Here is a 21,983-nt window from a genome sequence, read left to right on the forward strand (position 1 = left end):
GGACCAGACCATGCAGATGAGTGACAGCCAACGCATCCCCGCACCCCGCGACAAGGTGTGGGCCGCGCTCAATGATCCCGCCATCCTGCAGGCCTGCATTCCCGGTTGCGAAAGCCTGGAGATGACCTCGCCCACCGACATGGTTGCCAAGGTGACCTTGAAAGTGGGACCGGTGAAGGCGAGTTTCGGTGGCAAGGTAACCTTGTCCGAAATCGACGCCCCCAACGGCTATCGCATCGCCGGCGAAGGATCCGGCGGTGTCGCCGGCTTTGCCAAGGGTGGCGCCACCATCAAGCTTGTGGCCGATGGCGACGATGCGACCATCCTTTCCTATGATGCCGACGCCCAGATCGGCGGCAAGCTTGCGCAATTGGGCAGCCGGCTCATTGATTCGACGGCGCGGAAGCTCGCCGGCGATTTCTTCGCAAGCTTTGCGGCGGCCCTCGGTCCGGTTCCCACTGCAGTGTCGGCTGAGCCGGGCGCCGCCGCCAATGAGGCCGAGGAGAAAAAGGGTTGGCTCAAGAGCCTGTTTACCAAGGCTGACGTGGTCGTGCCGGTTCTAGTTCTCTTGGCCGTGGGCGTGGTTGCCGCCCATGTCTGCTGCATCGGGCCAGCCCATGCTGCCATGGACTTCCCGATTTGCAGCGGAGGCAATTTGGGCGTTTAACCGACCGCCGCGGTATGGAGCGACGCCGTCCGGTAGCGTGCAGCCGGCTTGTCCTTGGAGAGATTGGGGCCCAAGGCCAGACGAGCGGCACTGGCTGCTTGCCAATCTGCGGCATCGGCCAGTGACGGAATGGTGACGACTTCACCTTGGTCCAGGCCGACCAGGGCGGCGTCGACCAGATCGCCCACATCCATCACCATCGTCTGGTCGAGCTTGGCAATGTCATGGCCTGCGCGCTCGAAGATTTCGGTGCGGGTATAGCCGGGCAGCACAGCCTGCAGGCGTACGCCGCTCTTGGCCGCTTCCCCCTGGAGGGCCAAGGTCAGGTTGAGCACAAAAGCCTTGGTGCCGCTATAGGTGCCGCTGAAAATTTCCGGCACCAGCGCCACGGCGGAGGCAATGTTGATGATGGTGCCCTTGCCGCGCCCGGCAAAGACGGTGGCGGCAGCCACAGCAAGCCTGTTGAGCGCGGTGATGTTGACCGCGATCATCTGATCGAGCAGCGTGATATCGGCGCCCACCAGCGGACCCGCCGGCCCGATGCCGGCATTGTTGACGATGAGCGAGACATTGCCGTCCGTGCGCAGGCGTTGTTCGACCTTCAGAAGATCCGCATGATTGCCGAGATCTGCGGGCAACACATCGACCTTGACGCCCGTCTGGCTGCGCAGGCGCTGTGCCAGGGCTTCAAGACGCTGCTGATCGCGCGCCACCAGGATGAGATCATGGCCACGTCGCGCCAGGCGGTCGGCATAGGTGGCACCGATGCCAGATGATGCCCCGGTGACGAGTGCGGTACCCTTGGAATGGCTCATGCGTGTCTCCTGATGGAAGATTGTCTGGATAATTAGGTCGAGCGTTCGATGCTGATCGCGGTCGCTTCGCCACCGCCGATACAGAGGGCAGCCACACCGCGACGCAGGCCGTGACGCTGCAGCGCATGCAGCAAGGTGACGATGAGCCTGGCACCCGTGGCACCGATTGGATGCCCCAGCGCACAGGCGCCACCATGGATGTTGAGCTTGTCGCGCGGGATGTTGAGATCGCGCGCTGCCGCCATGGCAACGACAGCGAAGGCTTCGTTGATTTCGAAGAGATCGACCTCGCCCACCGACCAGCCGGTCTTCTCCAGCACCTTGCGAATGGCCGGGATCGGCGCCGTCGTGTACCAGGCGGGCTCCTGGGCATGCGTGGCGTGGGCCTTGATTTCCGCCAGGATCGGCAGGCCTTCTCGTTCCGCCCGCGACCTTGTGGTGAGAATAAGGGCCGCGGCACCGTCGGCGTTGGCCGAAGCGCTGGCCGCCGTGATCGTGCCGTCGGCGCGGAAGGCCGGCTTCAATGTCGGGATCTTCTCGGCCGAGACCTTGCCCGGATGCTCGTCATCCTTGACCAGCACATCGCCGCCCTTGGCCGGAACCGCAACCGGCACGATCTCCGCTGTGAAAGCACCGTCGGCAATCGCCTGTTTGGCGCGCGTCAAGGTCTCGATGGCATAGGCATCCTGATCGGCCCGGGTGAATTGGAAGGCCTGCACCGCCGCCTCGCCGAAATCGCCCATGGGACGACCGGCTTCATAGGCGTCCTCGAGCCCATCCAGCATCATGTGATCGAAGATGCGGTCATGGCCGGCGCGGTAGCCACCGCGCCCCTTCATCAGCAGATAGGGCGCGTTCGACATCGATTCCATGCCGCCGGTGAGCACGATCTCCGCCGACCCGGCGCGCAACAGATCATGGCCCAGCATGGTGGCCTTCATGCCCGACCCGCACACCTTGTTGACTGTAGTGGCACCCGTGGCATCCGGCAGGCCGGCTTTGCGTGCCGCCTGCCGTGCCGGCGCCTGGCCCTGCCCCGCCGGCAGCACGCAGCCGAACAGCACCTCGTCGATCCGCTCAGGCGCAAGGCCAGCGCGCGTGAGGGCCGCACCCATCGCCTGCGCCCCCAACATCGGGGCGGTAAGGCCGGCAAGCGCCCCCTGGAAGCGGCCAAGCGGCGTCCGGGCCGCCGCAACGATGACAATGGGATCAGTGATCGACATGAACCGGTTTCCTTATGGCAAGTGAACTGGATGGCGGATGAACTGGCGCCATCCTGGGCGCACCTGCTATATATGACGACCGTAATGTTTGATTATATGACGACCATCATTTATATTGTCAAGACGCGACGCTAAAAAATTGGAGCACGAGATCATGAAGGTCAGCCGGGAACAGGCCGCCAAGAACCGGGAACGCATCCTGGATGAAGCAGCAATGCAGTTCCGCGCCCAGGGCTTCGGCGGCATCGGTCTCTCCGATCTCATGAAGAATATCGGCCTGACCCATGGCGGGTTTTACGGCCATTTCAGCTCGAAGGACGATTTGATGGTGGCGGCCTGCAACCGCGCCGCCGACAGCACGCTGGCCGAGTGGGAACGGCGCGCGCTAGGTGCCAAGGATCCCCTGGCTGCCATTACAGCGGCCTATCTGTCGCCAGCCCATCGCGACCATCCGGAGCAAGGCTGCCTGATGGCGGCCCTGGGCCCGGAAGTCTCCCGCCAAGGGCCAGCCGTGCGCCGCGCTGTCACAGATCGTTTTTCGGCCATCATCGGCATGCTCACCAAATTCATGCCCGGTACTGCCAGGGCCGCGAAACGCAGGAAGGCTCTGGCGACGTTCGCAGGGATGGTCGGTGCCATGGTGCTGGCCCGCGCGGTCGACGATCCGGAACTCTCGGAAGAAATCCTGCAGGCGGTGGCGGCGTCGACCGCCGCCTAGACAGCGGACTGCGCGCCGAAGTTCCGCACCAGCCAGTCGATGAACACGCGCACCCGCGGCGAGAGCTGGCGGTTGCGCGGATAAAGCAGGGAAACCGGCGTCGGTGCCGGGTCGAACGCGCCCAGCACGCGCACCAGATTGCCCAGATTGAGGTCGTTTTCGACATGATAGCGCGGCACCTGGATCAGCCCCAGGCCCAGCCGTGCCGCCGCCACATAGCTTTCCGCCCCATTCACCGAGACCGTCGCCGGCAAGGTCACGGCACGCGCCACGCCGTCGACGGTGAATTCGAACGGCATCAACGATCCTGTCGCGGTCGAGTGAAAACCGACCATGTGATGGCCGTCGAGATCATCGACGCTGGTTGGCGTGCCGTGGTGGTCGAGATAAATAGGGGCAGCACAGGTGATCTCATCGAGCAGCGCCACGCGCCGCGCCACCATGTCGCTGTCCGCGAGATTGCCAACCCGCAGGACACAATCGATGCCCTCGCGGATGAGATCGACCAGCCGGTCGCCCTCGCTCATGTAGAGCTGGATGTCAGGATAGTTGGCGAGGAAGTCCGGCAGATGCGGCAGCACGAAGTGGCGCGCCAGCGTCCCATGAACGTCGACCCGCAACAGCCCCTTGGGCTTCGCGCCGCCAAACGCCGCTTCGGCATCCTCAAGATCGGCAATGAGCGACAGACAGCGGCGATGATAGGCCTCGCCGTCCAGGGTCGGGCTGACATGGCGCGTCGTCCGCTGCAAAAGGCGGACACCGAGCCGGGCCTCCAGCTGCTTCACCGCGTCGGTCACCGTCGAGCGCGGCAGGCCAAGATCCTGCGCCGCCAGCGTGAAGCTGCGCCGCTCCACGATCCGGGTGAACACGCGCATGGCGTCGAATCGATCCATGGTTATTATTCGCAAATTTCGGATAGTAATGCCAATTTATATAACATTATCCGGCCATGAGATAAATCCATCTTCATCTCATCAACAACGTCCTGATGAGGAGACTGAAGATGACCCAGCAGACGAATAAAGTCGCGATCGTGACCGGCGCTTCCCGGGGCATCGGCGCTGCAGTGGCCGAACGTCTGGCCGAGGATGGCTTTACGGTGGTGATCAACTATTCGGGCGACGCGGCCCCCGCCGAGGCCCTTGCCCGCAAGATCGAAACCCGTGGCGGCAAGGCGCTGACCGCCAAGGCCGATGTCAGCGACCCACAGGCCGTCCGCGGCATGTTCGATGCGGCCGAGGCAGCCTTTGGCGGGGTCGACGTGCTGGTCAACAATGCCGGTGTCATGGCGCTCTCCACCATCGCCGAGACCGACGATGCGGCCTATGAGCGGCAGATGAACGTGAACCTCAAGGGCAGCTTCAACACATTGCGTGAAGCGGCCAAGCGCCTGCGCGACAATGGCCGCATCATCAACTTCTCTTCGAGCGTGGTCGGTCTGCTGCAGCCGACCTACGGCGTCTATGCTGCGACCAAGGCTGCCATCGAAGCCATGACCAGCGTGCTTGCCAAGGAGCTGCGCGGCCGTGCCATCACGGTCAATGCCGTGGCGCCCGGGCCGACCGCGACCGATCTGTTCTTGAAAGGGAAACCGCAGGAAGTGGTCGACCGCCTGGCAAAGCTCGCCCCGCTCGAACGATTGGGCCAACCCACGGATATTGCCGCAACCGTTGCCTTTCTCGCCGGCCCTGACGGTGCCTGGATCAACGGCCAGACGCTCCGCGCCAATGGCGGCATCATCTGAATGAAAAGCCCGCGCCGATCAGGAACGACCGGCGCGGGCCCTTTTTCAAAGGCGCAGAGATGTTAGCCAGCGCGGACTTTGGCGATGAAACCATCGACTTCGCTGGCCAAGGCATGGGACTGGCGGGAGAGATCACCCGCCGCGTTCAGCACCTGGGACGAGGCACTGCCGGCATTTTCCGATGCCCGGCTGACACCGCTGATGTTGCGGTTGACCTCGTCGGTGCCATTGGCTGCTTGCTGGGCATTGTTGGAAATTTCCTGCGTCGCCGCCGATTGCTCCTCGACCGCGGCCGCGATACCGGACGAAATCTCGTTGATGCGGCCGATCGTACCGCGGATCTCCGACATCGCGCCCACCGCAGCGCGGGTGACGTTCTGCATGCCGGAAATCTGGCTGGAGATTTCTTCCGTCGCCTTGGAGGTCTGCGTGGCGAGGTTCTTCACCTCGGACGCCACCACCGCGAAGCCCTTGCCAGCATCGCCGGCGCGGGCAGCTTCGATGGTCGCATTCAGGGCCAGGAGATTGGTCTGGCTGGCGATGTCGTTGATCAGCTGCACGATACCGCCGATCTTTTCCGCCGCCACCGCCAGGCTTTCGACGGTTTCGCCGGTCCTGGCCACTTCCTCGACCGCAACGCGGGTGATGTTGCTGCTCTCAGCCACCTGCCGGCTGATCTCGCTGATTGAGCTCGACAGTTCCTCGGACGCCGCGGCGACCGTCGTGACATTGGCCGAAGCTTCGGTGGCGGCCGTTGCCACCGCCGTCGCCTGCCGGGCGCTTTCCTCGGCCACCGCCGACATGGACTGGGCATTGGCCTCGAGCTGGGTCGCAGCACTGGAGACTGTCTGCACGATGCCCTTCACGCTGGCTTCGAAACCGTCAGCAAGCTGCAGCATGGCACGACGGCGTTCCTCGGCGGCATTCTTCTCGATGTCAGCTTGGCGTACGCGCAGCTCATCGACCTCGATCAGCTTCTGGCGGAAAAATTCGACCGCCTTCGCCATGACTCCCATTTCGTCGCCGCGGTTGGTCATCGGCACGGCGACATTGGTGTCGCCGCCGGCCAGCGTCTCGACCGCCTGGGTCAGCGCCTTGACCGGGCGTGCGGCAACGATGCGCACCAGCACCATGATCACGATGGCAAGCAATGCAACGACGACGGCAGCAATGATCGAGTTAACCCAGATCACTTCCCTGACCGGCGCCATGATCTTGTCCTGCGGCAGGTTCAGCAATACCGACCAGGGTTTTTCAACATCGCCGATCTTGAGCGGCACGAAGATGCGCGTGACGTCGGTCTGCAGGGAATTCGACCAATCGGTGATCGAGAAGCTTTCGCCGGCCTGGGCACGCGGCAGCGCATCCTTAAAGCTGGGGCTGAGCGTCACGAACTGCTTGCCGAGATTCTTGGGATCGATCGAGGCCGCCATCAGGCCGCCGCTCGAGACGACACCGATCGAGCCGGTACCATAGGGGCGCACACTCAGCAAATCCGCATTCATCTGCTCCAGCGACATGTCGATGCCGATGACGCCAATCACCTTACCGTCGACCTTGACCGGCGTCGCCAGGCTGACCAGCAGCGTGTCCTTGCCGGCAAGCGCATAAATATAGGGCTCCAGCACCGTGTCCTGGCCGCTCTTGAACGGGATCTGATAGAAATCGCCGCTGGCATCCTGATTGTCGACCGACTTCATCGGGTCGAGCTTGATGGCGCCCTGATCAGGATAGGCATAGGGCACGTAGCGGCCGGTCGCATTGGCGCCTTCCGTGCCGATCGCCGCCTGGTCATTGCCGTCGAAGGCATTGGGTTCGAAGCCGGCCCAGACGCCGACCAAGTCCGGATTGGCCTTGAGGGCCGCGCGCAAGGCGGCGGTGAAGGACGCGCGGTTGAGGGCGTTTTCGCTGCGCATGCCGACATAGGTGTCGCGCAGACTTTGGGCGATCTGGAAATTGGCATTGAACATCGCCTGCATTTCGGCAGAGCGCGCCTCGGCCATCTGTTCACCCTGCGACAGCGCAAGATCGTTGACGATCTTGCCGCTGCGGTCCGACGAGATCCAGGTCGAAGCGGCATAGCCCACCGCCACCGCCAGGACGATCGGCAGCAGAATCTTCAGCGACAGCGGCATGCGCGAGGCAAGACCCGGCCGCGCTGGCTTCTCTGGTGCAAAACCGACACGATTCGACCCAATCCGATTCGACGCGGAAATCTCTTTCATGGAAGAACATCCCTCAGTGACGCGAAATGACGAAGATGTGACAAGGCGAAGGCAGGACTACGCTGGCGTGACCATCACAGCATGGCGGCGTAGCGGCCCTCTTATGCAATTGGCTCCATGAAAAAAATCTTAAGAAATATCGCTGCGATCACATACCAACCATGCGGGCATGCAACCGTCTTTTGACTGAAGCATGTCGGATTCAGACAAGCGCCTTGCCTGAGGTCCAACCCAAAGAATAATGGCAAAATGCCGGCAATCGATCGGCGTCGGGCACGACGGACGAGAAACACGCGCTTGACCGCGCGAAACGACGGATCAACTCTGGAGCCGGCGCCAAACCGGGCTGGAAAAATGTGTCCTGGTCATTTGTCGTCGGCATGCAATCAGGACCTGAAGGAATCGCACAGATGAATGCGCCAGTACCCATCAGAACATTGCCGGTCCTGGATTTCCGGGAGATCGACGGCCCCGCGCCGATGCGCGCGGCGTTCCTGGGGAAGCTGCGGATGGCCGCCCGTGAAACCGGCTTCTTCTATCTCATCGGCCATGGCATCGAGACGCCGTTCGTCGAGGACCTTTTCAGGCAGGCCCGCCGCTTCTTCGATTTACCGGAGCCCGCGAAGCTCGCGGTCGAGATGGTGAACTCGCCGCATTTCCGAGGCTATACGCGCGTCGGCTGGGAACATACCCGCGGGCAGCGCGATTGGCGCGAGCAGTTGGACGTCGGCGCCGAACGGGAACGCCTTCCCGTCGGAGCCGGCGACCCAGCCTGGGCGCGCCTGCAGGGACCCAATCAATGGCCTGAGGCACTCCCCGACCTGCGGCCCGCTATTCTGCGCTGGCAGGCGGATGCGACAAATCTCGCCATCCGGCTGACACGGGCCTTTGCGGCCAGCCTTGGCCAACCGGAAGATGTTTTCGAACCGATCTATGCCGAGAAGCCGAACCAGTTGGTGAAGATCATTCGCTATCCGGGGCGCGAAGCGACCGCGAGTGACCAGGGCGTCGATGCGCATAAGGATAGCAGCTTCGTCACCATCCTGGCTCAACACCAGCAAAGCGGGCTGCAGGTTGAAGGCCCACATGGCTGGATCGACGCCCCGCCCCTGCCTGGCAGCTTCATCATCAATGTCGGCGAGTTGCTGGAGATGGCGTCCAACGGCTATCTCCGCGCCACGGTGCACCGTGTGATCACACCACCCGCCGGCACGGATCGCCTGTCGATTGCCTTCTTCCTTGGCGCCAGGCTCGATTCGACCGTGCCGGTCCTCTCTTTGTCGCCTGACCTTGCAGCGGAAGCGCAAGGCATCGCCCAGGACCCGCTCAACCCGCTCTTCCGCGAGGTAGGCAAGAATTATCTGAAAGGACGCCTGCGATCCCACCCGGACGTGGCGCGTCGCCATTATGCAGACCAGCTCACGGCGGAGGAACTGGCCGGCGCCGCAGGGCCGGGTACAGCCTATTAAGGCCGTTTTCTGCGAACTTGAGAGAAATCGCCGAATCCACGCTGCAAACATCCAGCAGGATATCGACACCGGCCTGTATCGCACTGAGACTTTGCTCAGGCAGGCATTAACCTGCATTTCCGCCGGTTGATCCAAATCAATGCATTCCGACGCGCTTTCGTGGAGCCTGTCATCTTGAGCAAGGAAGGCAATCCGACCCCATGCCGAAGATCGACGATCCGGAGACATTCGTTAAGGGCGCGGCAGGTTGGTGCCGTCCACTGGCGGTTCTGTGTTTGCTGGTCGCTTTGACATCGGCGTTGATCATCGGTCACGCCCAAGCGAGCACGGCCGATCATTCAGGTTACGTCTCGGTTGCCACAGCTCAGGATGATCATCCCTGTGACGCCGGCCATGCCTTGTGCGCCGAACATTGCCACATGGGCTCCGGATGCTCGCTGAACGCAGCCCCTACCACCGGTCTCTCCATCTTTGGCATGGTTCCAGAGCATCATTGGTCAAGAGAAGCGGTCTTTTGCTTCGGCCAAGCTGTCGACCCGCAGATCAGGCCCCCGCAGCCCCCACCTCTTGCCTGACTAGGATTGGTCCTCTATCCGCCGATCTGTGCTGGTCAGGACACCTGATCGAGCGTCTTGCAGAAAAACCGCGTCATTGCCGCCCGCTCTCGCCATGAGCCCTGGCGTCTATGGTGCGTGCTGCAAGGGAACGCAGCCACGTCAGGGTCAGTGCCCGATAGAAGCGACCGATTCCGCCTATCCCAGGCCACTCACCCGCAACCCAAGGAGACCCACGCCATGACTTCTCTACGGAATTTGATTCTGATTAGTGCTCTGCTGGCGGTCACAACGCCGGCATTGGCCGAAGATGCACACCATCCCGTGGTCGACCCCGCCGCCACTGTGTTCGACCCCGTCTTCCAACCCGAGATGATGGGTTCCGGCATGATGAGTCCAGGCATGATGGGCATGATGGGCATGATGAAGTCGATGTCGGCGATGATGGATCCGGTGCATATGGAAGGTCGCTTAGCCTTCCTGCAGACGGAGCTTAAGATTACTGATGCTCAACAGTCCTTGTGGGAAACCTTTGCAGACGTTGCGCGCAAAACCACCCACGATCAGCAGGCCATAATGCAGAAGATGCAGATGGGTATGATGTCAAATCAAATGCCCGCCCACGGAAATCTGCTCCGGCAGATGGATCGCCATGAACAGATGATGTCGCTCCGGCTCGACCAGTTGCGTCGGATGAAGGCTGCTCTGGCACCACTCTATGAAGCCCTTGACGACGCGCAGAAGCACACCGCCGACGACCTGCTCATGCCCTATGGAATGGGAGCAATGTAGCTTTTAGGCACCAATATGCATCGCGCTGGCGCTGCCGCGCACGAAAGAAGATGAGCACCATGCCAATTGCACATCCATCTGATGATCTGCCGTCATCCCAACGTCATGACAGGCAGCCTTCGCCCCATAAAAGACCGCCCAATCAGCCAAGGCTCTGGAAATTAAAAGCGACAATCGTGCTGATTGGGTTCGCAGCAATTGCGGCAATCCTGCTGCTACCTGAACATCGAGCACACATACTTGGTGCTGTTCCTTACCTGCTCATCCTGGCGTGCCCACTGATGCATCTCTTCATGCATCACAGGCGGGATGGTCGCCACGGCCACAAAGGAATGCAGGACGAATCCGAACCACCTGTGGGTGGAGGCCGATCATGAATGATCAAATTGCTGCGCCGGAGACCAGAGATCCTGTGTGCGGCATGAAAGTCGATCCGCAACGGACCGCGTATCGTCACGAACGTGCTGGACGGCTCATCCACTTCTGCAGCGCTTCCTGTAAAGCCAAATTTGTCGCGGAACCCCAAAAATACCTGCAGCCTGAGGTCCACGCCTCCGCATCGCCAGCCGATGCGGAGGTGATCTATACATGTCCGATGCATCCCCAAATTCGGCAAACAGGGCCGGGGGCTTGCCCTATTTGCGGTATGGCTCTTGAGCGTCTAGCACCCGCGGCCGAGGAGGGTCCGAATCTCGAGCTCATCGATATGTCCCGGCGTTTCTGGATCGGACTGGTTCTCACGCTCCCGCTGTTCCTCATGGAAATGGGTGGTCATGTTCCGTGGTTGAACATTCATGCGATGCTCTCGCCCAACGTCTCGAACTGGTTGCAGTTTGTCTTGGCGACGCCCGTCGTCTTATGGGCGGGCTGGCCCTTCTTCGATCGCGCCGGGGCATCCGTCGTCAATCGCAGCCTCAACATGTTCAGCTTGATCGCACTCGGAACGGGAGCTGCCTATCTCTTCAGCCTGGTGGCGACCGTGGCGCCGCAACTGTTTCCGGCGGGTTTCAGAACCACGGAGGGCGCTGTCGCCGTCTATTACGAAGCCGCCGCCGTGATCACGGTCCTCGTCCTGCTGGGGCAAGTCCTGGAATTGCGTGCGCGCGAAAGAACCGGCGGGGCTATCCGGGCGCTGCTCGATCTCGCACCGAAAACGGGCCGGCGAATTCGCGCCGATGGCACTGATGAAGAAGTCGCCATCGAGACTGTGCAGCTAGGTGACCGGCTTCGCGTCCGGCCGGGCGAGAGCATTCCGGTCGATGGCGAGGTCGTGGAAGGCCGCAGCGCCGTGGATGAATCCATGGTCACGGGCGAGTCGCTTCCCGTTGAGAAAACGCCGCAGACGAAGGTCATCGGCGGCACGTTGAATGGAACCGGCAGCCTCGTCATCAAGGCGATGAAAATAGGTGCCGATAGCATGTTGTCCCAGATCGTCGGCATGGTTGCCGAAGCACAGCGCAGCCGGGCACCCATCCAGAGATTGGCAGATATGGTGTCCGGCTGGTTTGTTCCGGCGGTCATGCTCATATCTGTCATCGCCTTCATTGCCTGGGCATTCTCCGGGGTCGAACAACCCCTCGCCCACGGATTGGTCGCAGCCGTTTCTGTCCTCATCATCGCCTGCCCCTGCGCCCTTGGCTTGGCAACGCCCATGTCCATCATGGTGGGCGTCGGCAAAGGTGCGACCGCCGGCGTATTGATTAAGGATGCCGCCGCGTTGGAACGCCTGGAAAAGGTCGATACGCTTGTTGTCGATAAGACGGGGACCCTCACCGAAGGGAAGCCAAAGGTTACCGCAATCCTGACAATGGGCGGCTTCATGGAAGACGATATATTGGCCATGGCCGCAAGCCTGGAAAAATCCAGCGAGCATCCCCTGGCCGCCGCCATTGTCGGCGCGGCGCGAGATAGAAATCTTCCAGAACATGCTGTCGAGGATTTCGCCTCGGTCACCGGAAAAGGTGTGACCGGCCTGACGAACAAGCGCCGCGTCGCCCTCGGCAACGCCAAGATGATGCTGGAGGCGGGCGTTGTACTTGGTGACCTGGCGACGCGTGCCGATGAACTCAGGAAGGACGGTGCCACTGCATTGTTTATCGCCGTTGACGACAAAGCCGCGGGGAGCATTGCTGTCGCCGATCCGATCAAGGCGACAACGCTGGATGCCCTGAAAGCGTTTCATGCGAGCGGCCTCAAGATCGTGATGCTGACGGGCGACAACAAGACCACGGCGATGGCTGTAGCCCGGAAACTTGGCATCGATACCGTCGAAGCTGAGGTCCTCCCACAAGACAAGAACCAGATCGTGAAAAGGATGCGCCGGGAAGGGCATGTGGTCGCAATGGCCGGCGACGGGGTCAACGACGCGCCGGCACTCGCCGAAGCGGACATCGGCATCGCCATGGGAACAGGTACCGATATTGCCATTCGCAGTGCGGGCGTGACGCTCGTCAAAGGAGATCTGTCCGGCATCGTGCGCGCACGCGCACTCAGCAGGGCAACCATGCGCAATATTCGGCAGAATCTGTTCCTGGCGTTCGTCTATAACGCCCTGGGCGTCCCCGTCGCCGCCGGTCTGCTCTATCCGACCTTCGGCATTGTCTTGTCGCCGATCATTGCCGCGGCCGCGATGGCGCTGAGTTCCGTATCTGTGGTCGGCAATGCGCTTCGCCTGCGACTAACAGTTCTATGATCCGAATACGGCACACGGCCTAGTGAGACGGGTGCATACATTTGCCGTGATCTGCCAGCACTTCGATGACGCGGCATTCGGAGAGCCGACCATGGCGGCATTGCTCGACCATCACTTCCAGCTCAGCTTTCAGTGCCGTGAGACTGGCAATGCGCTGCTCGACCTCGATAAGGCGCGCGCGGGCGATCGCGTCGGCCGCACCGCAGGACTGGTGAAGATCGTCTTGTAGAGTCAGCAAGGTCCGGATCGAAGGTACCTCGAATCCCAATTCGCGGGCATGGCGGATGAAGGCCAGCCGGCGCAGGTCATCGACACCATAGGTCCGCCTGTTGCCTTCGGATCGCAAAGGCGCCGCCAGCAAGCCAATCTGCTCATAATAGCGAATTGTCGGGACCTTCACGCCGCTGGCCCGCGAGGCCTCGCCGATCGAAATATCCTGTCTTTTCATAGGCCACTCCTCTAGTCGCTAGAGAATTTAGGTCATTTGCAGGCCGATTCAAGGGCGGGCCCGGAGCCCGCTTTCCGGAAACTATTCCGAGGACGTCAAACAATGGCTTGCTCCTATAGCGACTAGAGGAGGTAGAAAGACATATCGACGACAGTTCTGAGGATTGGTCATGGCAAACGCATCGCTCCAAAGTCGCTATCGCATCGGCGGTATGGATTGCGCGTCCTGTGCGACGAAGATCGACACGGCGGTACGGCGCCTGCCGGGCGTCGAGGAGGTCTCCGTATCGGTGTCTGCGGGGACCATGCTGGTCCACCATGGTGACAATGCCGACCTCGCGCCAGCCATTGAAAAGCAGGTCACCGGGCTCGGCTATGACCTCACCCTCATCTCGGGCAAATCGGCGCCGTCGGCTGCGCCTGCGGATGGCTGCGGGCACGATCATGATCATCATGGGCACGACCACGCCAAGCACGATCATGGTGACCACGGGCATGATGACCACGGGCACGATCATGGGCACGATCACGCCAAGCACGATCATCACGCAGCTCATCGTCATGGTCATGAGAATCACGGTCACGCTGACGAGGCTGCCGGCTTCCATGGGCATGTTCACGATCACGGGCCGATGACCGGTCCCTGGTGGAAGTCGCGCAAGGGCAAGTTGACGATCGCGTGCGGCGTCGCGCTGGCCGCGGCTTATGGCCTCGGCAAGCTGGTACCGGAACTGGATCCCTGGATTTTCATTGCCGCCATGCTGGTTGGTCTCGTGCCGATCGGGCGCCGCGCCGTCATGGCCGCCCTCGCCGGCACGCCTTTCTCTATCGAGATGTTGATGACGATTGCCGCGGTCGGTGCCGTCATCATTGGCGCCAGCGAGGAAGCTGCAGCGGTCGTCTTTCTGTTCCTGATCGGCGAATTGCTGGAAGGTGTCGCGGCCGGCAAAGCCCGTGCCAGCATCCACGCGCTGACCAATCTGGTGCCAAAGACCGCTCTGCTCGAACAGGATGGCCAGACCCGCGAGGTTCCGGCTGAGACACTTGCGGTCGGGTCCGTGATTCTGGTGGGCCCCGGCGACCGGATCTCCGCCGACGGCATCATCATCTCGGGCGAGAGCTCGATTGACGAGGCATCGGTCACCGGCGAAAGCACGCCGGTTCGCAAGGGCGTTGATGCCAGCGTTTTCGCAGGCACCGTCAATGGCGATGCGGCCATTCGCCTTCGTGTGACCGCGGCCGCGGCGGACAACACGATTGCCCGGGTCGTCAAGCTTGTCGAAGAGGCGCAGGAATCCAAGGCGCCGACCGAACGCTTCATCGACCGGTTCTCGCGCTACTATACGCCGGGCGTGGTCCTGGTTGCCGCGCTGGTCGCGGCGATACCGCCGCTGTTGCTTGGCGGCAGCTGGGGCGAATGGGTGTACAAGGGCCTGGCCATCCTGCTGATCGGCTGCCCCTGCGCCCTCGTGATTTCGACGCCGGCTGCGATTGCGGCATCTCTTTCGGCCGGCGCCCGGCGCGGCCTGCTGCTCAAGGGCGGTGCGGTGCTGGAAGCCTTGCGTACGATAACCGCCGTTGCCTTCGATAAAACAGGCACGTTGACCGAGGGCAAGCCGCTGGTGACGGATGTGGTCGAGTTTGGCCATTCCACTGCAGATATCCTCCGGCTCGCCGCAGCGCTGGAAACCGGTTCCGGCCATCCGTTGGCCAAGGCGATCCTGCAGCGGGCCATGATGGACAATATCCCGGTGCAGCAGATCACCGATGCGATGTCCATCGGTGGCAAGGGCATCACCGGAACGGTGAATGGCACGCAGGCATTTCTCGGTTCGACCCAAGCCGCCGGGGAAAGAGCCGGGCTTACTGCCGAACAGCTTGCCCGCATTGCAACCCTCAATGACGAAGGCAAGATCGTCTCGGTCCTCATCGCCGACGGCAAAGTGGCCGGCGTCATCGCCATGCGCGATGAGCCCCGCGCGGATGCCAGAGCCGGCCTGAAAGCCTTGCATGATGTGGGCATCAAAACGGTGATGCTCACTGGTGACAATCAGCGCACGGCGGAGGCCATCGGCAAGCATCTCGACATCGAGGTCCGCGCCGGGCTTTTGCCGCAAGACAAACTGCGAATCGTCGGTGAATTGAAAGCGCAAGGCTTCGCCGTTGCCAAGGTCGGCGATGGCATCAACGATGCACCGGCACTCGCAGCCGCGGACATCGGCATTGCGATGGGTGGCGGTACCGACGTGGCGCTCGACACGGCCGACGCAGCGACGCTTCACGGACGCGTCGGCGATATCGCGGATATGATCGATCTATCCAACAGAACGATGGCGAACATCCGCCAGAACATCACCATTGCCCTCGGGCTGAAGGTCGTATTCCTGGTCACGACAGTCGTCGGCATCACCGGCCTGTGGCCGGCAATCCTCGCCGACACCGGTGCCACGGTCCTCGTGACCATGAACGCCCTGCGGTTGCTGCGCGCGCGCAGCTAGGCGACATATCTGACGTGAGACGGACGGCGACCACCGCCGCCGTCTCCGTCAAACAAATCGTCTCGATTCGCCTATTTCAGGCTTTCAGCCAGTTGATGAGTTCCGGCCCGAGCAGTTCGGCACTGATCTCTTCGTCCGATTTCTCGACGAAGCCCTCCAGATCGCGAATGATCACGACACCGGTGTTCTTGAATTTGCTGGCAATTGTCTTGATGAACTTGAAGTCGACATTGTGCTCGCAAGCGCCAATGAAGAGAAAATAGACATTGTCTCCGCGTTCTTGTGACTCCCGGAGGACGCTCATCGTCCTGGTTTCATCGCTGGCATTGTTTTCGCCATCCGTTACGAAGATGACGATCGAGCGCTTCTTTTCATGGACATGGGTTTCCTTGGCACCGCCGAAGAAGCGGCTGAAGAATCCGCCGATGCCATGATAGGCATCGCACGGCAGCCAGCCGAAATGCTGGAGATTCTTCTCCAGGACGTGGCTGTATTCGGTGCCGCCCTTCCAGCCGGGGACGCGGTCAACCACTTCACGCGTAATGTATCCCTCCGCTGTTGCCGGGGTCACCGTACCGACATGATGGGCGGCAGATTTGCCGTCGCTGAAGGTGAAGACGTCCATGAAGCCGTCCGGATCCAGCACCATGCCATAAGGCACCAGGCGCTGGATGAGTGTGCTGGTGGTGCCTTCTTCATGTTCGTGCTCGAAGGAGCCGGAGACATCGATATCGAAGATGATTTCCGCTTTGATGTCCGCTGCAACGCCGGCCTTGTCAAGCGACAGGCGCAGAGTTTGAGCGGCCTTGTTGAGGTCGAGCGAAAGTGGGGCCTTCCTGGCCGAATTATGTTCACTCATTCTGAGCTCCTATGTCGCTAGTCGGTTGATGATGTCTCGAAGCTTGTAATTCAACTCGCCGGCTTCGGTCCGAGAGAGGCTGGCTTTCCTCGCTGCAAGTGAAACAACCGTCGCAATGCTGGTCAAAAAATCCGGCATCGATACCAGCACCACGGTCTGGATGGCACTGACCATGCGCAAGGGATGCTCGATCTGGATTTCCCGGATCGCGCCATTCTCCCTGATCTGTGCCAGCGTTTGCGTGAGACTCATGCTGCGTTCCGTGAAACGCTCGGCCACCGCGGCACGATCTTTTTGCAGATACTGCGCGAGGAACAGGGCCGCAAGCGACCCGGCCTCAGCCCCCTCCGCAATTTCCTCAAGCTTGCTCATGTGCCGATCGAGCTTATCCTTGAGATCGAGCAATTCCTTGAGCGCACTGCTCATATACTTGACGAGTTGGTCAAGCTCGACCAGCACTGCGGCCAATTCCTCGGGCCGGTCGATTTTCGAGTTGATACCTTTGAAATAGCCGGCGAGGCCGCCATCGTCGTGACCGCAGACCGCCAGGATATCGACCGACTGGAGAAGACCTATCATGCGGTCGAGATAGCCCTCCACCTTGCGCAGGACCGGCGATTGCGACAGCACGAGCGTCTCGGCCACGAGGTCGCTATACGATTGCTGGAGCTCATGCCCCCACAGAATCGCCCGGCGTTCTGAGGCCTTCTCAACAACGAAACCAGCAAGAAGGCGAAGCGCCGCGTCGACCACATGCGCGCTGGTTCCCGGTGTCAGTTTTCTGAGATCGCGCGCTTCGACATCGATCCGCTTCCGTTCGACACCGGCAATCATGGTCGGCTTGGCCACAGCCGGGGGGGGCGCGTATTCCCAAGCGCCACTCTCGGTCAACATGATGCTGCCGAGCTGGACGACGTTGAATTCGCCGAACTCATCCGGCAGTTTGTAGAAAGCGAGCTCCTTGCCGGATTCGTCGGCAATCGACACCGTGCAGATCTCGATATCAGCGAAGGCCGCTTCCTCATCACTGTCGTGATCGCCCTCATGCTCGTCGCCATGGTCGGCCTTGTGAACGGTCGCCAGCAGCGGGATCTCATTGACGCCTGCTGGAATCCGGGAACCGTCGACGGTGATTTCCTCGAAGTTCCCTTGGATGCGGACATCGCCGGAATGGGTAAGGCCACCGGAAGGCGTCGCAAATGAGCCGTCGGCATTGTTGGGCAGAACACCGCCCTTGGGGTTCATCTTCTTGGTGTTGTAGGTCGACAACACGCTTTCGAGACTGGTGACCCGCGCGCCACTGCCCGCATTGCTGGCCTCAAGCGCATGGACGTCGACATCATCCTGATGGTCAGCCTCGCACTCCCAGGCGATCTTCACCGTAAAGCGGGCGCCCTTGTTAAGCGAAAGCTGCAGCTTCTTTGGCGCCTGCACGCCGGGTTTCTCAAGAGAAAGAGTGAGCATCCTCTATTTCCTTACCGTCTGAATGATATCCTGAGGCAATGCGCTGGGCGCAGACTTTGCCGTTACGTCGAACTGAGTGCCGCAAGCTCTGCCCGGGCCTGCGCGAACTTCTGCCGCGCCGTCTCGAAATTCGCTTCCGTCTCCCGCTTGGCCGTCTCGACAAGGCCGTGAATCTCGCGCGTCGAAATGACGATCTGCTCGATCTGCTGCGCCTGCGCCAACCGGTTCTCGCCAGGCGCTTTGGCAGCGGACACAGCCACGTCCTTCAGAGTCGCCTGCCGCAACTTGGTCAGCTGCTCATCCATGCGCGCCTGGCGCTCCGTGATCTGCTGGACGCTTTTCACCGCGAAGGCACCGTGGAGCGACAGCAGCGTCATCTTGATGGAGGCAAAGCGGGACGCGATCGTGGTCGCGGTTTCCTGCAACGTGGTAATGCCCGCCTGTTCGATCTGCTGAATAACCATCTGGTCGGCAGGCAACCGCGTATAGGTCCCCTCCAGCGCCAGTGCACGGCTTTCCAGCAGCCGCAATTTATCCTGCAGCTCACGCACACGGGCCTGCGCCACGACGTCGGCGGCATTTGTAGCGGCTTGTTCGCCAGCGACTGCCGTCTTCGCCTTTTCCAGGAAGGCCCGGGCGGTGGCCGCCTCGAGCGCGAACTCGCTGAAATGCGTGGCGTAGGACTTCTTCAGGGTTTCAAGCACCCGAAGCTCGGTGAAGAGCTTCTGCATTTCGGTGGAAAGCTCGCCCTCCACGCGCGCCATTTCATCGGCGAGCGTCTTGGTGCGGCCGGCGATGAGATCGCCTACCTCTTCCATGAACTCGCGAATGAGCTCCTCTGCCGACTTGCCACGCAACTTCGCCAGCAGGCCCTCGAAGAATCCCGGCTTCTCGCCATTCTGGATTCGCTCAAGAATCTCGGGCAGCTTCGCATCGTCGACGCCCTTCTCCAATCGACCGAAGAGCTCGAAGACCTTCGCCGCTGTCTTCTTGTCGAGGCGGGCAAGGAAGCCATCGAGGGTCTGTTGCAGGGCCTGTTCGGCACCAAGGCCCAGCTTGATGATGTCGCCGGAAGGTATGGCCGAAAAATCAAGTTCAGCGAGCGCTTGCTCGGCTTTTGGCAACTGCTCTGGGCTAAGCACGACGGCGCCCGTATTGAGGTGGTTGGCCGGCGTGGGCATATCTGTGGCACCCCTTGATGTCGCGGCTGTCATGATCTTCATGTGTCTCGTTTTCCAGCCTGGATCGTAGATATTGTATCGTCGGCGCATTCGTCAATGAGTTGTTTTCATGACAGCCTTTGCTGCTCCTGGGGGTGGTGGTTGCTCAAAAGAAAGGCACCGGACGCCCGTCATCTCACGCCGGCCAGCCTTTCGCGGCGCCTGAATTGCGGGCATGAAATACACCAGAAGCGCCCTTTCCAGGCGGCCTGTTGTCGTCGAAAATATGGATGATGTGATCGCGACCCATGAGGCCGGAGCGAGGGCAAAAAATGCCCCGGAGATACGATCCGGCCGAATCCTTAAACTCTGCTGGATCAAGTCTCAAGTTATTGAAATTTCAGTGATAAACGGAAATTGGCGGAGGGGATGGGATTCGAACCCACGATAGGGTTTAACCCCTATAACGGTTTAGCAAACCGTCGCCTTCAGCCACTCGGCCACCCCTCCGCGCTCCGTAAACAATCGAGTGGCGCGTTTTCACGACGTATGCGGGGCCTTTACTAAAGGGGGGGCACCCGAATGTCAAACCATCTGCTGAAGGCTGGCTGCGCAGGCGAAACTGCCCGCCAGATCAAATAGTTGACAATGATGCCTAGGAGCGGCGCTCAAACTGCTTCGACCCGAACAGGATTTCGCGCTCCTGGTCGGTGAAGGGCTTGGTGCGGCTGCGATCGGCCAGCACCTGCAGGCCACGCATGACGGCGGGACGTTCGCCGATGGCGTCGAACCAGCGTTTGAGATTCGGATGAGCCGGGAGGTCTTGCCCTTGCTTGTCCCAATAGCGAAGCCATGGCCAGGTCGCGATATCAGCGATGCTGTAGGCATCACCGGCAAGATAGGCGCTGGTGGCCAGTCTTTGGTCCAGCACCTTGTAAAGGCGCGTCGTCTCGTCGGTGTAGCGCTTGATGGCGTAGGGCAGCTGTTCTGGCGCGTAGTTCCGGAAATGATGGGTTTGGCCCAGCATCGGTCCGACGCCGCCCATCTGGAACATCAGCCACTGCAGGACTTCAGTGCGGCCACGCTGATCGGCCGGCATCAGCTTGCCGGTCTTCTCGGCGAGATAGATCAGCATGGCGCCCGATTCCATGAGCGCCAGCGGCTGTCCGTCGGGGCCGTCGGGATCGATCATGGCCGGGATCTTGTTGTTCGGGCTGATCTTCAGGAAAGCTGGCTGGAACTGGTCACCGGCGCCGATGTCGATCGCATGAGCGACGTAAGGCAGCTCCATCTCCTCCAGCGCTATATGGATCTTGTGCCCATTCGGCGTGGGCCAGGTGTAAAGCTCGATAGGTGTGCTCATGTGGCCCTCCCCTTATGCCGCGTTGAGGGCGTTGAGCCCGCGCTGCACCGCAGGCCGTGCAGCGATGGTATTGATCCAGCGCATCACGTTGGGAAAGTCGCGCATGTCCTGGCCGAATTTTTCGCTGCCCTTGACCCAGGGCCATGCGGCGATGTCTGCGATGGAAAATTCCGCATCACCGAGATAGGCGCTTTCCTTCAGGCGCTGCTCCATCACGCGCAAGAGGCGCGTCACTTCATTGGTATAACGCTCGACCGCATAGGGCAGCCGTTCCGGCGCAACGCTGCGGAAGTGCCAGGCCTGCCCGTACATCGGCCCGATGCTGGCCATCTGGAACATCAGCCATTGCAGCACGTCATAGCGCCGGCGCGGTGCCGCGGGCAGGAACTTGCCGCTCTTTTCCGCCAGATAAATAAGAATGGCGCCGGATTCGAAGATCGTGATCGGTCGCCCGTCAGGCCCGTCACCATCGACGATGGCCGGGATCTTGTTGTTGGGGTTGATCGCCAGATATTCCGGCCGTAATTGCTCGCCCTTGCCGATATCGACCTTGTGGAGCCGGTAGGGGAGGCCCGTTTCCGCCAGCATAATGTGGATCTTGTGCCCATTGGGCGTGGCCCAGGAGTAGAGGTCGATCATGCAACTGGCCTGCTCACGAATACCGCACTGCCGGCCCGAAAGGCCGGCGAAGATGAAATGAAGACGCACTGTCGCGGGAAATAACGCACCACGCAAGAGCCGCTTTACCCTTACTCCGCAAACGGGCAGTGTGGCGGCCATTGGACGTCCAGGGCATTTCCGCCCCAGGAAACCATAGGGGGAAACCTGAGGGGAAACCCTAGTGGATACCTGGGATGAAAAACCGGCCGCCTTCTAGCAATCAATTGTTACGGATCAAAGATGGAAAGACCCTACAGCGGCTATGCCGAATTGATCGGCTATCAGTTGATCGACAAGGAAAAGGATTTTGCACGCCTCAATCTGCTGATCGAGCCGCATCACCTCAACCGGATGAATGTCCCCCATGGCGGCGTACTCGCAACCCTGATCGATACCGCGACAGGGTTTGCCGTGGCCTTCGCCGATGGTCCTGAGCGGGTCTTGAAAGCAGTCACCCTCTCCATGAACGTTCAATTCATGGGTCAGGCCAAACCGGGCGAGACGGTGATCGTCGAAGGGCAGCGCATCGGCGGTGGCAAGACGGTCGCGTTTGCCAAAGCTGAAGTGCGGACCGAAGCCGGCCTGATCGTGGCGCGCGGCGATGCGGTCTATCGCTTCCTGGATAAATGGTGA

The 21,983-nt window shown here is 61.1% G+C and carries 21 protein-coding genes and 1 tRNA gene; 10 read left to right on the forward strand and 12 right to left on the reverse strand.

Going from position 1 to position 21,983, the window contains the following annotated elements:
* The first annotated feature begins 16 nt into the window (after nt 1-16).
* A complete protein-coding gene (locus AC1DWZ_RS16685; protein WP_477170048.1) occupies nt 17-667 on the forward strand; it encodes a CoxG family protein in 651 nt (216 codons plus the stop codon).
* Here AC1DWZ_RS16685 and AC1DWZ_RS16690 read toward each other — a convergent pair.
* Together AC1DWZ_RS16690 and AC1DWZ_RS16695 are read right to left on the reverse strand one after the other, a co-directional pair.
* Nucleotides 664-1,482 (reverse strand): SDR family NAD(P)-dependent oxidoreductase, encoded by an 819-nt coding sequence (locus AC1DWZ_RS16690; RefSeq protein WP_477170049.1) that lies wholly within the window; start codon nt 1,480-1,482, stop codon nt 664-666. The genes AC1DWZ_RS16685 and AC1DWZ_RS16690 overlap by 4 nt on opposite strands.
* Before the next feature lie 32 nt (nt 1,483-1,514).
* Nucleotides 1,515-2,705, reverse strand: coding sequence for an acetyl-CoA C-acyltransferase (locus AC1DWZ_RS16695; RefSeq protein WP_477170050.1), 1,191 nt, complete (start codon nt 2,703-2,705; stop codon nt 1,515-1,517).
* A gap of 154 nt (nt 2,706-2,859) precedes the next feature.
* Between AC1DWZ_RS16695 and AC1DWZ_RS16700 the strand changes: the two genes are divergently transcribed.
* Nucleotides 2,860-3,423: a TetR/AcrR family transcriptional regulator gene (locus tag AC1DWZ_RS16700; protein ID WP_477170051.1), complete on the forward strand. Its 564-nt coding sequence runs from the start codon at nt 2,860-2,862 to the stop codon at nt 3,421-3,423.
* Here the strand turns inward: AC1DWZ_RS16700 and AC1DWZ_RS16705 are convergent.
* Nucleotides 3,420-4,316, reverse strand: coding sequence for a LysR family transcriptional regulator (locus AC1DWZ_RS16705; RefSeq protein ID WP_477170052.1), 897 nt, complete (start codon nt 4,314-4,316; stop codon nt 3,420-3,422). The genes AC1DWZ_RS16700 and AC1DWZ_RS16705 overlap by 4 nt on opposite strands.
* 110 nt (nt 4,317-4,426) lie before the next feature.
* Between AC1DWZ_RS16705 and AC1DWZ_RS16710 the strand changes: the two genes are divergently transcribed.
* On the forward strand, nt 4,427-5,167 hold the full coding sequence (locus tag AC1DWZ_RS16710; protein WP_477170053.1) for an SDR family oxidoreductase: 741 nt from the start codon (nt 4,427-4,429) through the stop codon (nt 5,165-5,167).
* Between the two features lie 62 nt (nt 5,168-5,229).
* On the opposite strand, the gene AC1DWZ_RS16715 is transcribed toward AC1DWZ_RS16710, so the two are convergent.
* A complete protein-coding gene (locus AC1DWZ_RS16715; protein ID WP_477170054.1) occupies nt 5,230-7,392 on the reverse strand; it encodes a methyl-accepting chemotaxis protein in 2,163 nt (720 codons plus the stop codon).
* Between the two features lie 410 nt (nt 7,393-7,802).
* Between AC1DWZ_RS16715 and AC1DWZ_RS16720 the strand changes: the two genes are divergently transcribed.
* From AC1DWZ_RS16720 to AC1DWZ_RS16730, 3 genes are all read left to right on the forward strand, one after another.
* Nucleotides 7,803-8,861, forward strand: a complete 1,059-nt coding sequence (locus tag AC1DWZ_RS16720; protein WP_477170055.1) for an isopenicillin N synthase family dioxygenase — start codon at nt 7,803-7,805, stop codon at nt 8,859-8,861.
* Nucleotides 8,862-9,061: 200 nt separating this feature from the next.
* Nucleotides 9,062-9,436: a hypothetical protein gene (locus tag AC1DWZ_RS16725; RefSeq protein ID WP_477170056.1), complete on the forward strand. Its 375-nt coding sequence runs from the start codon at nt 9,062-9,064 to the stop codon at nt 9,434-9,436.
* A gap of 219 nt (nt 9,437-9,655) precedes the next feature.
* On the forward strand, nt 9,656-10,207 hold the full coding sequence (locus tag AC1DWZ_RS16730) for a Spy/CpxP family protein refolding chaperone (protein ID WP_477170057.1): 552 nt from the start codon (nt 9,656-9,658) through the stop codon (nt 10,205-10,207).
* Between the two features lie 3 nt (nt 10,208-10,210).
* On the opposite strand, the gene AC1DWZ_RS16735 is transcribed toward AC1DWZ_RS16730, so the two are convergent.
* The gene (locus AC1DWZ_RS16735) at nt 10,211-10,441 is read right to left on the reverse strand and encodes a hypothetical protein (RefSeq protein WP_477170090.1); all 231 of its coding nucleotides are present in this window, start codon (nt 10,439-10,441) and stop codon (nt 10,211-10,213) included.
* Between AC1DWZ_RS16735 and AC1DWZ_RS16740 the strand changes: the two genes are divergently transcribed.
* Nucleotides 10,384-10,584, forward strand: a complete 201-nt coding sequence (locus tag AC1DWZ_RS16740; RefSeq protein ID WP_477170088.1) for a DUF2933 domain-containing protein — start codon at nt 10,384-10,386, stop codon at nt 10,582-10,584. The genes AC1DWZ_RS16735 and AC1DWZ_RS16740 overlap by 58 nt on opposite strands.
* On the forward strand, nt 10,581-12,899 hold the full coding sequence (locus AC1DWZ_RS16745; RefSeq protein WP_477170058.1) for a heavy metal translocating P-type ATPase: 2,319 nt from the start codon (nt 10,581-10,583) through the stop codon (nt 12,897-12,899). Before AC1DWZ_RS16740 ends, AC1DWZ_RS16745 begins: the two co-directional genes overlap by 4 nt.
* A gap of 19 nt (nt 12,900-12,918) precedes the next feature.
* Here the strand turns inward: AC1DWZ_RS16745 and AC1DWZ_RS16750 are convergent, their stop codons facing one another.
* A complete protein-coding gene (locus AC1DWZ_RS16750; RefSeq protein WP_477170059.1) occupies nt 12,919-13,347 on the reverse strand; it encodes a MerR family transcriptional regulator in 429 nt (142 codons plus the stop codon).
* Nucleotides 13,348-13,516: 169 nt separating this feature from the next.
* Between AC1DWZ_RS16750 and AC1DWZ_RS16755 the strand changes: the two genes are divergently transcribed.
* Nucleotides 13,517-15,844 (forward strand): heavy metal translocating P-type ATPase, encoded by a 2,328-nt coding sequence (locus tag AC1DWZ_RS16755; RefSeq protein ID WP_477170060.1) that lies wholly within the window; start codon nt 13,517-13,519, stop codon nt 15,842-15,844.
* Nucleotides 15,845-15,920: 76 nt separating this feature from the next.
* Here the strand turns inward: AC1DWZ_RS16755 and AC1DWZ_RS16760 are convergent, their stop codons facing one another.
* The 6 genes from AC1DWZ_RS16760 to AC1DWZ_RS16785 form a co-directional block, all read right to left on the reverse strand.
* A complete protein-coding gene (locus AC1DWZ_RS16760) occupies nt 15,921-16,703 on the reverse strand; it encodes a VWA domain-containing protein (RefSeq protein ID WP_477170061.1) in 783 nt (260 codons plus the stop codon).
* A 9-nt stretch (nt 16,704-16,712) separates the two neighbouring features.
* A complete protein-coding gene (locus tag AC1DWZ_RS16765; RefSeq protein WP_477170062.1) occupies nt 16,713-18,167 on the reverse strand; it encodes a TerD family protein in 1,455 nt (484 codons plus the stop codon).
* A gap of 62 nt (nt 18,168-18,229) precedes the next feature.
* Complete coding sequence (locus AC1DWZ_RS16770) at nt 18,230-19,390, reverse strand: hypothetical protein (protein ID WP_477170063.1); 1,161 nt, start codon at nt 19,388-19,390, stop codon at nt 18,230-18,232.
* A gap of 355 nt (nt 19,391-19,745) precedes the next feature.
* Nucleotides 19,746-19,837, reverse strand: a tRNA-Ser gene (locus AC1DWZ_RS16775).
* A gap of 145 nt (nt 19,838-19,982) precedes the next feature.
* A complete protein-coding gene (locus AC1DWZ_RS16780; RefSeq protein WP_477170064.1) occupies nt 19,983-20,690 on the reverse strand; it encodes a glutathione binding-like protein in 708 nt (235 codons plus the stop codon).
* Nucleotides 20,691-20,702: 12 nt separating this feature from the next.
* Nucleotides 20,703-21,329 (reverse strand): glutathione S-transferase family protein, encoded by a 627-nt coding sequence (locus tag AC1DWZ_RS16785; protein ID WP_477170065.1) that lies wholly within the window; start codon nt 21,327-21,329, stop codon nt 20,703-20,705.
* Between the two features lie 261 nt (nt 21,330-21,590).
* Here AC1DWZ_RS16785 and AC1DWZ_RS16790 point away from each other — a divergent pair, with 261 nt between their 5' ends.
* A complete protein-coding gene (locus tag AC1DWZ_RS16790) occupies nt 21,591-21,983 on the forward strand; it encodes a PaaI family thioesterase (RefSeq protein WP_477170066.1) in 393 nt (130 codons plus the stop codon).

It is taken from the genome of Dongia sp. P2_B8 (assembly GCF_056404715.1).

Bases quoted from the DNA above. Each gene is read 5' to 3' on its own strand.
- AC1DWZ_RS16685 (WP_477170048.1), top strand. From the start codon at position 17: ATGAGTGACAGCCAACGCATCCCCGCACCCCGCGACAAGGTGTGGGCC.
- AC1DWZ_RS16690 (WP_477170049.1), bottom strand. From the start codon at position 1,482: ATGAGCCATTCCAAGGGTACCGCACTCGTCACCGGGGCATCATCTGGC.
- AC1DWZ_RS16695 (WP_477170050.1), bottom strand. From the start codon at position 2,705: ATGTCGATCACTGATCCCATTGTCATCGTTGCGGCGGCCCGGACGCCG.
- AC1DWZ_RS16700 (WP_477170051.1), top strand. From the start codon at position 2,860: ATGAAGGTCAGCCGGGAACAGGCCGCCAAGAACCGGGAACGCATCCTG.
- AC1DWZ_RS16705 (WP_477170052.1), bottom strand. From the start codon at position 4,316: ATGGATCGATTCGACGCCATGCGCGTGTTCACCCGGATCGTGGAGCGG.
- AC1DWZ_RS16710 (WP_477170053.1), top strand. From the start codon at position 4,427: ATGACCCAGCAGACGAATAAAGTCGCGATCGTGACCGGCGCTTCCCGG.
- AC1DWZ_RS16715 (WP_477170054.1), bottom strand. From the start codon at position 7,392: ATGAAAGAGATTTCCGCGTCGAATCGGATTGGGTCGAATCGTGTCGGT.
- AC1DWZ_RS16720 (WP_477170055.1), top strand. From the start codon at position 7,803: ATGAATGCGCCAGTACCCATCAGAACATTGCCGGTCCTGGATTTCCGG.
- AC1DWZ_RS16725 (WP_477170056.1), top strand. From the start codon at position 9,062: ATGCCGAAGATCGACGATCCGGAGACATTCGTTAAGGGCGCGGCAGGT.
- AC1DWZ_RS16730 (WP_477170057.1), top strand. From the start codon at position 9,656: ATGACTTCTCTACGGAATTTGATTCTGATTAGTGCTCTGCTGGCGGTC.
- AC1DWZ_RS16745 (WP_477170058.1), top strand. From the start codon at position 10,581: ATGAATGATCAAATTGCTGCGCCGGAGACCAGAGATCCTGTGTGCGGC.
- AC1DWZ_RS16750 (WP_477170059.1), bottom strand. From the start codon at position 13,347: ATGAAAAGACAGGATATTTCGATCGGCGAGGCCTCGCGGGCCAGCGGC.
- AC1DWZ_RS16755 (WP_477170060.1), top strand. From the start codon at position 13,517: ATGGCAAACGCATCGCTCCAAAGTCGCTATCGCATCGGCGGTATGGAT.
- AC1DWZ_RS16760 (WP_477170061.1), bottom strand. From the start codon at position 16,703: ATGAGTGAACATAATTCGGCCAGGAAGGCCCCACTTTCGCTCGACCTC.
- AC1DWZ_RS16765 (WP_477170062.1), bottom strand. From the start codon at position 18,167: ATGCTCACTCTTTCTCTTGAGAAACCCGGCGTGCAGGCGCCAAAGAAG.
- AC1DWZ_RS16770 (WP_477170063.1), bottom strand. From the start codon at position 19,390: ATGAAGATCATGACAGCCGCGACATCAAGGGGTGCCACAGATATGCCC.
- AC1DWZ_RS16780 (WP_477170064.1), bottom strand. From the start codon at position 20,690: ATGAGCACACCTATCGAGCTTTACACCTGGCCCACGCCGAATGGGCAC.
- AC1DWZ_RS16785 (WP_477170065.1), bottom strand. From the start codon at position 21,329: ATGATCGACCTCTACTCCTGGGCCACGCCCAATGGGCACAAGATCCAC.
- AC1DWZ_RS16790 (WP_477170066.1), top strand. From the start codon at position 21,591: ATGGAAAGACCCTACAGCGGCTATGCCGAATTGATCGGCTATCAGTTG.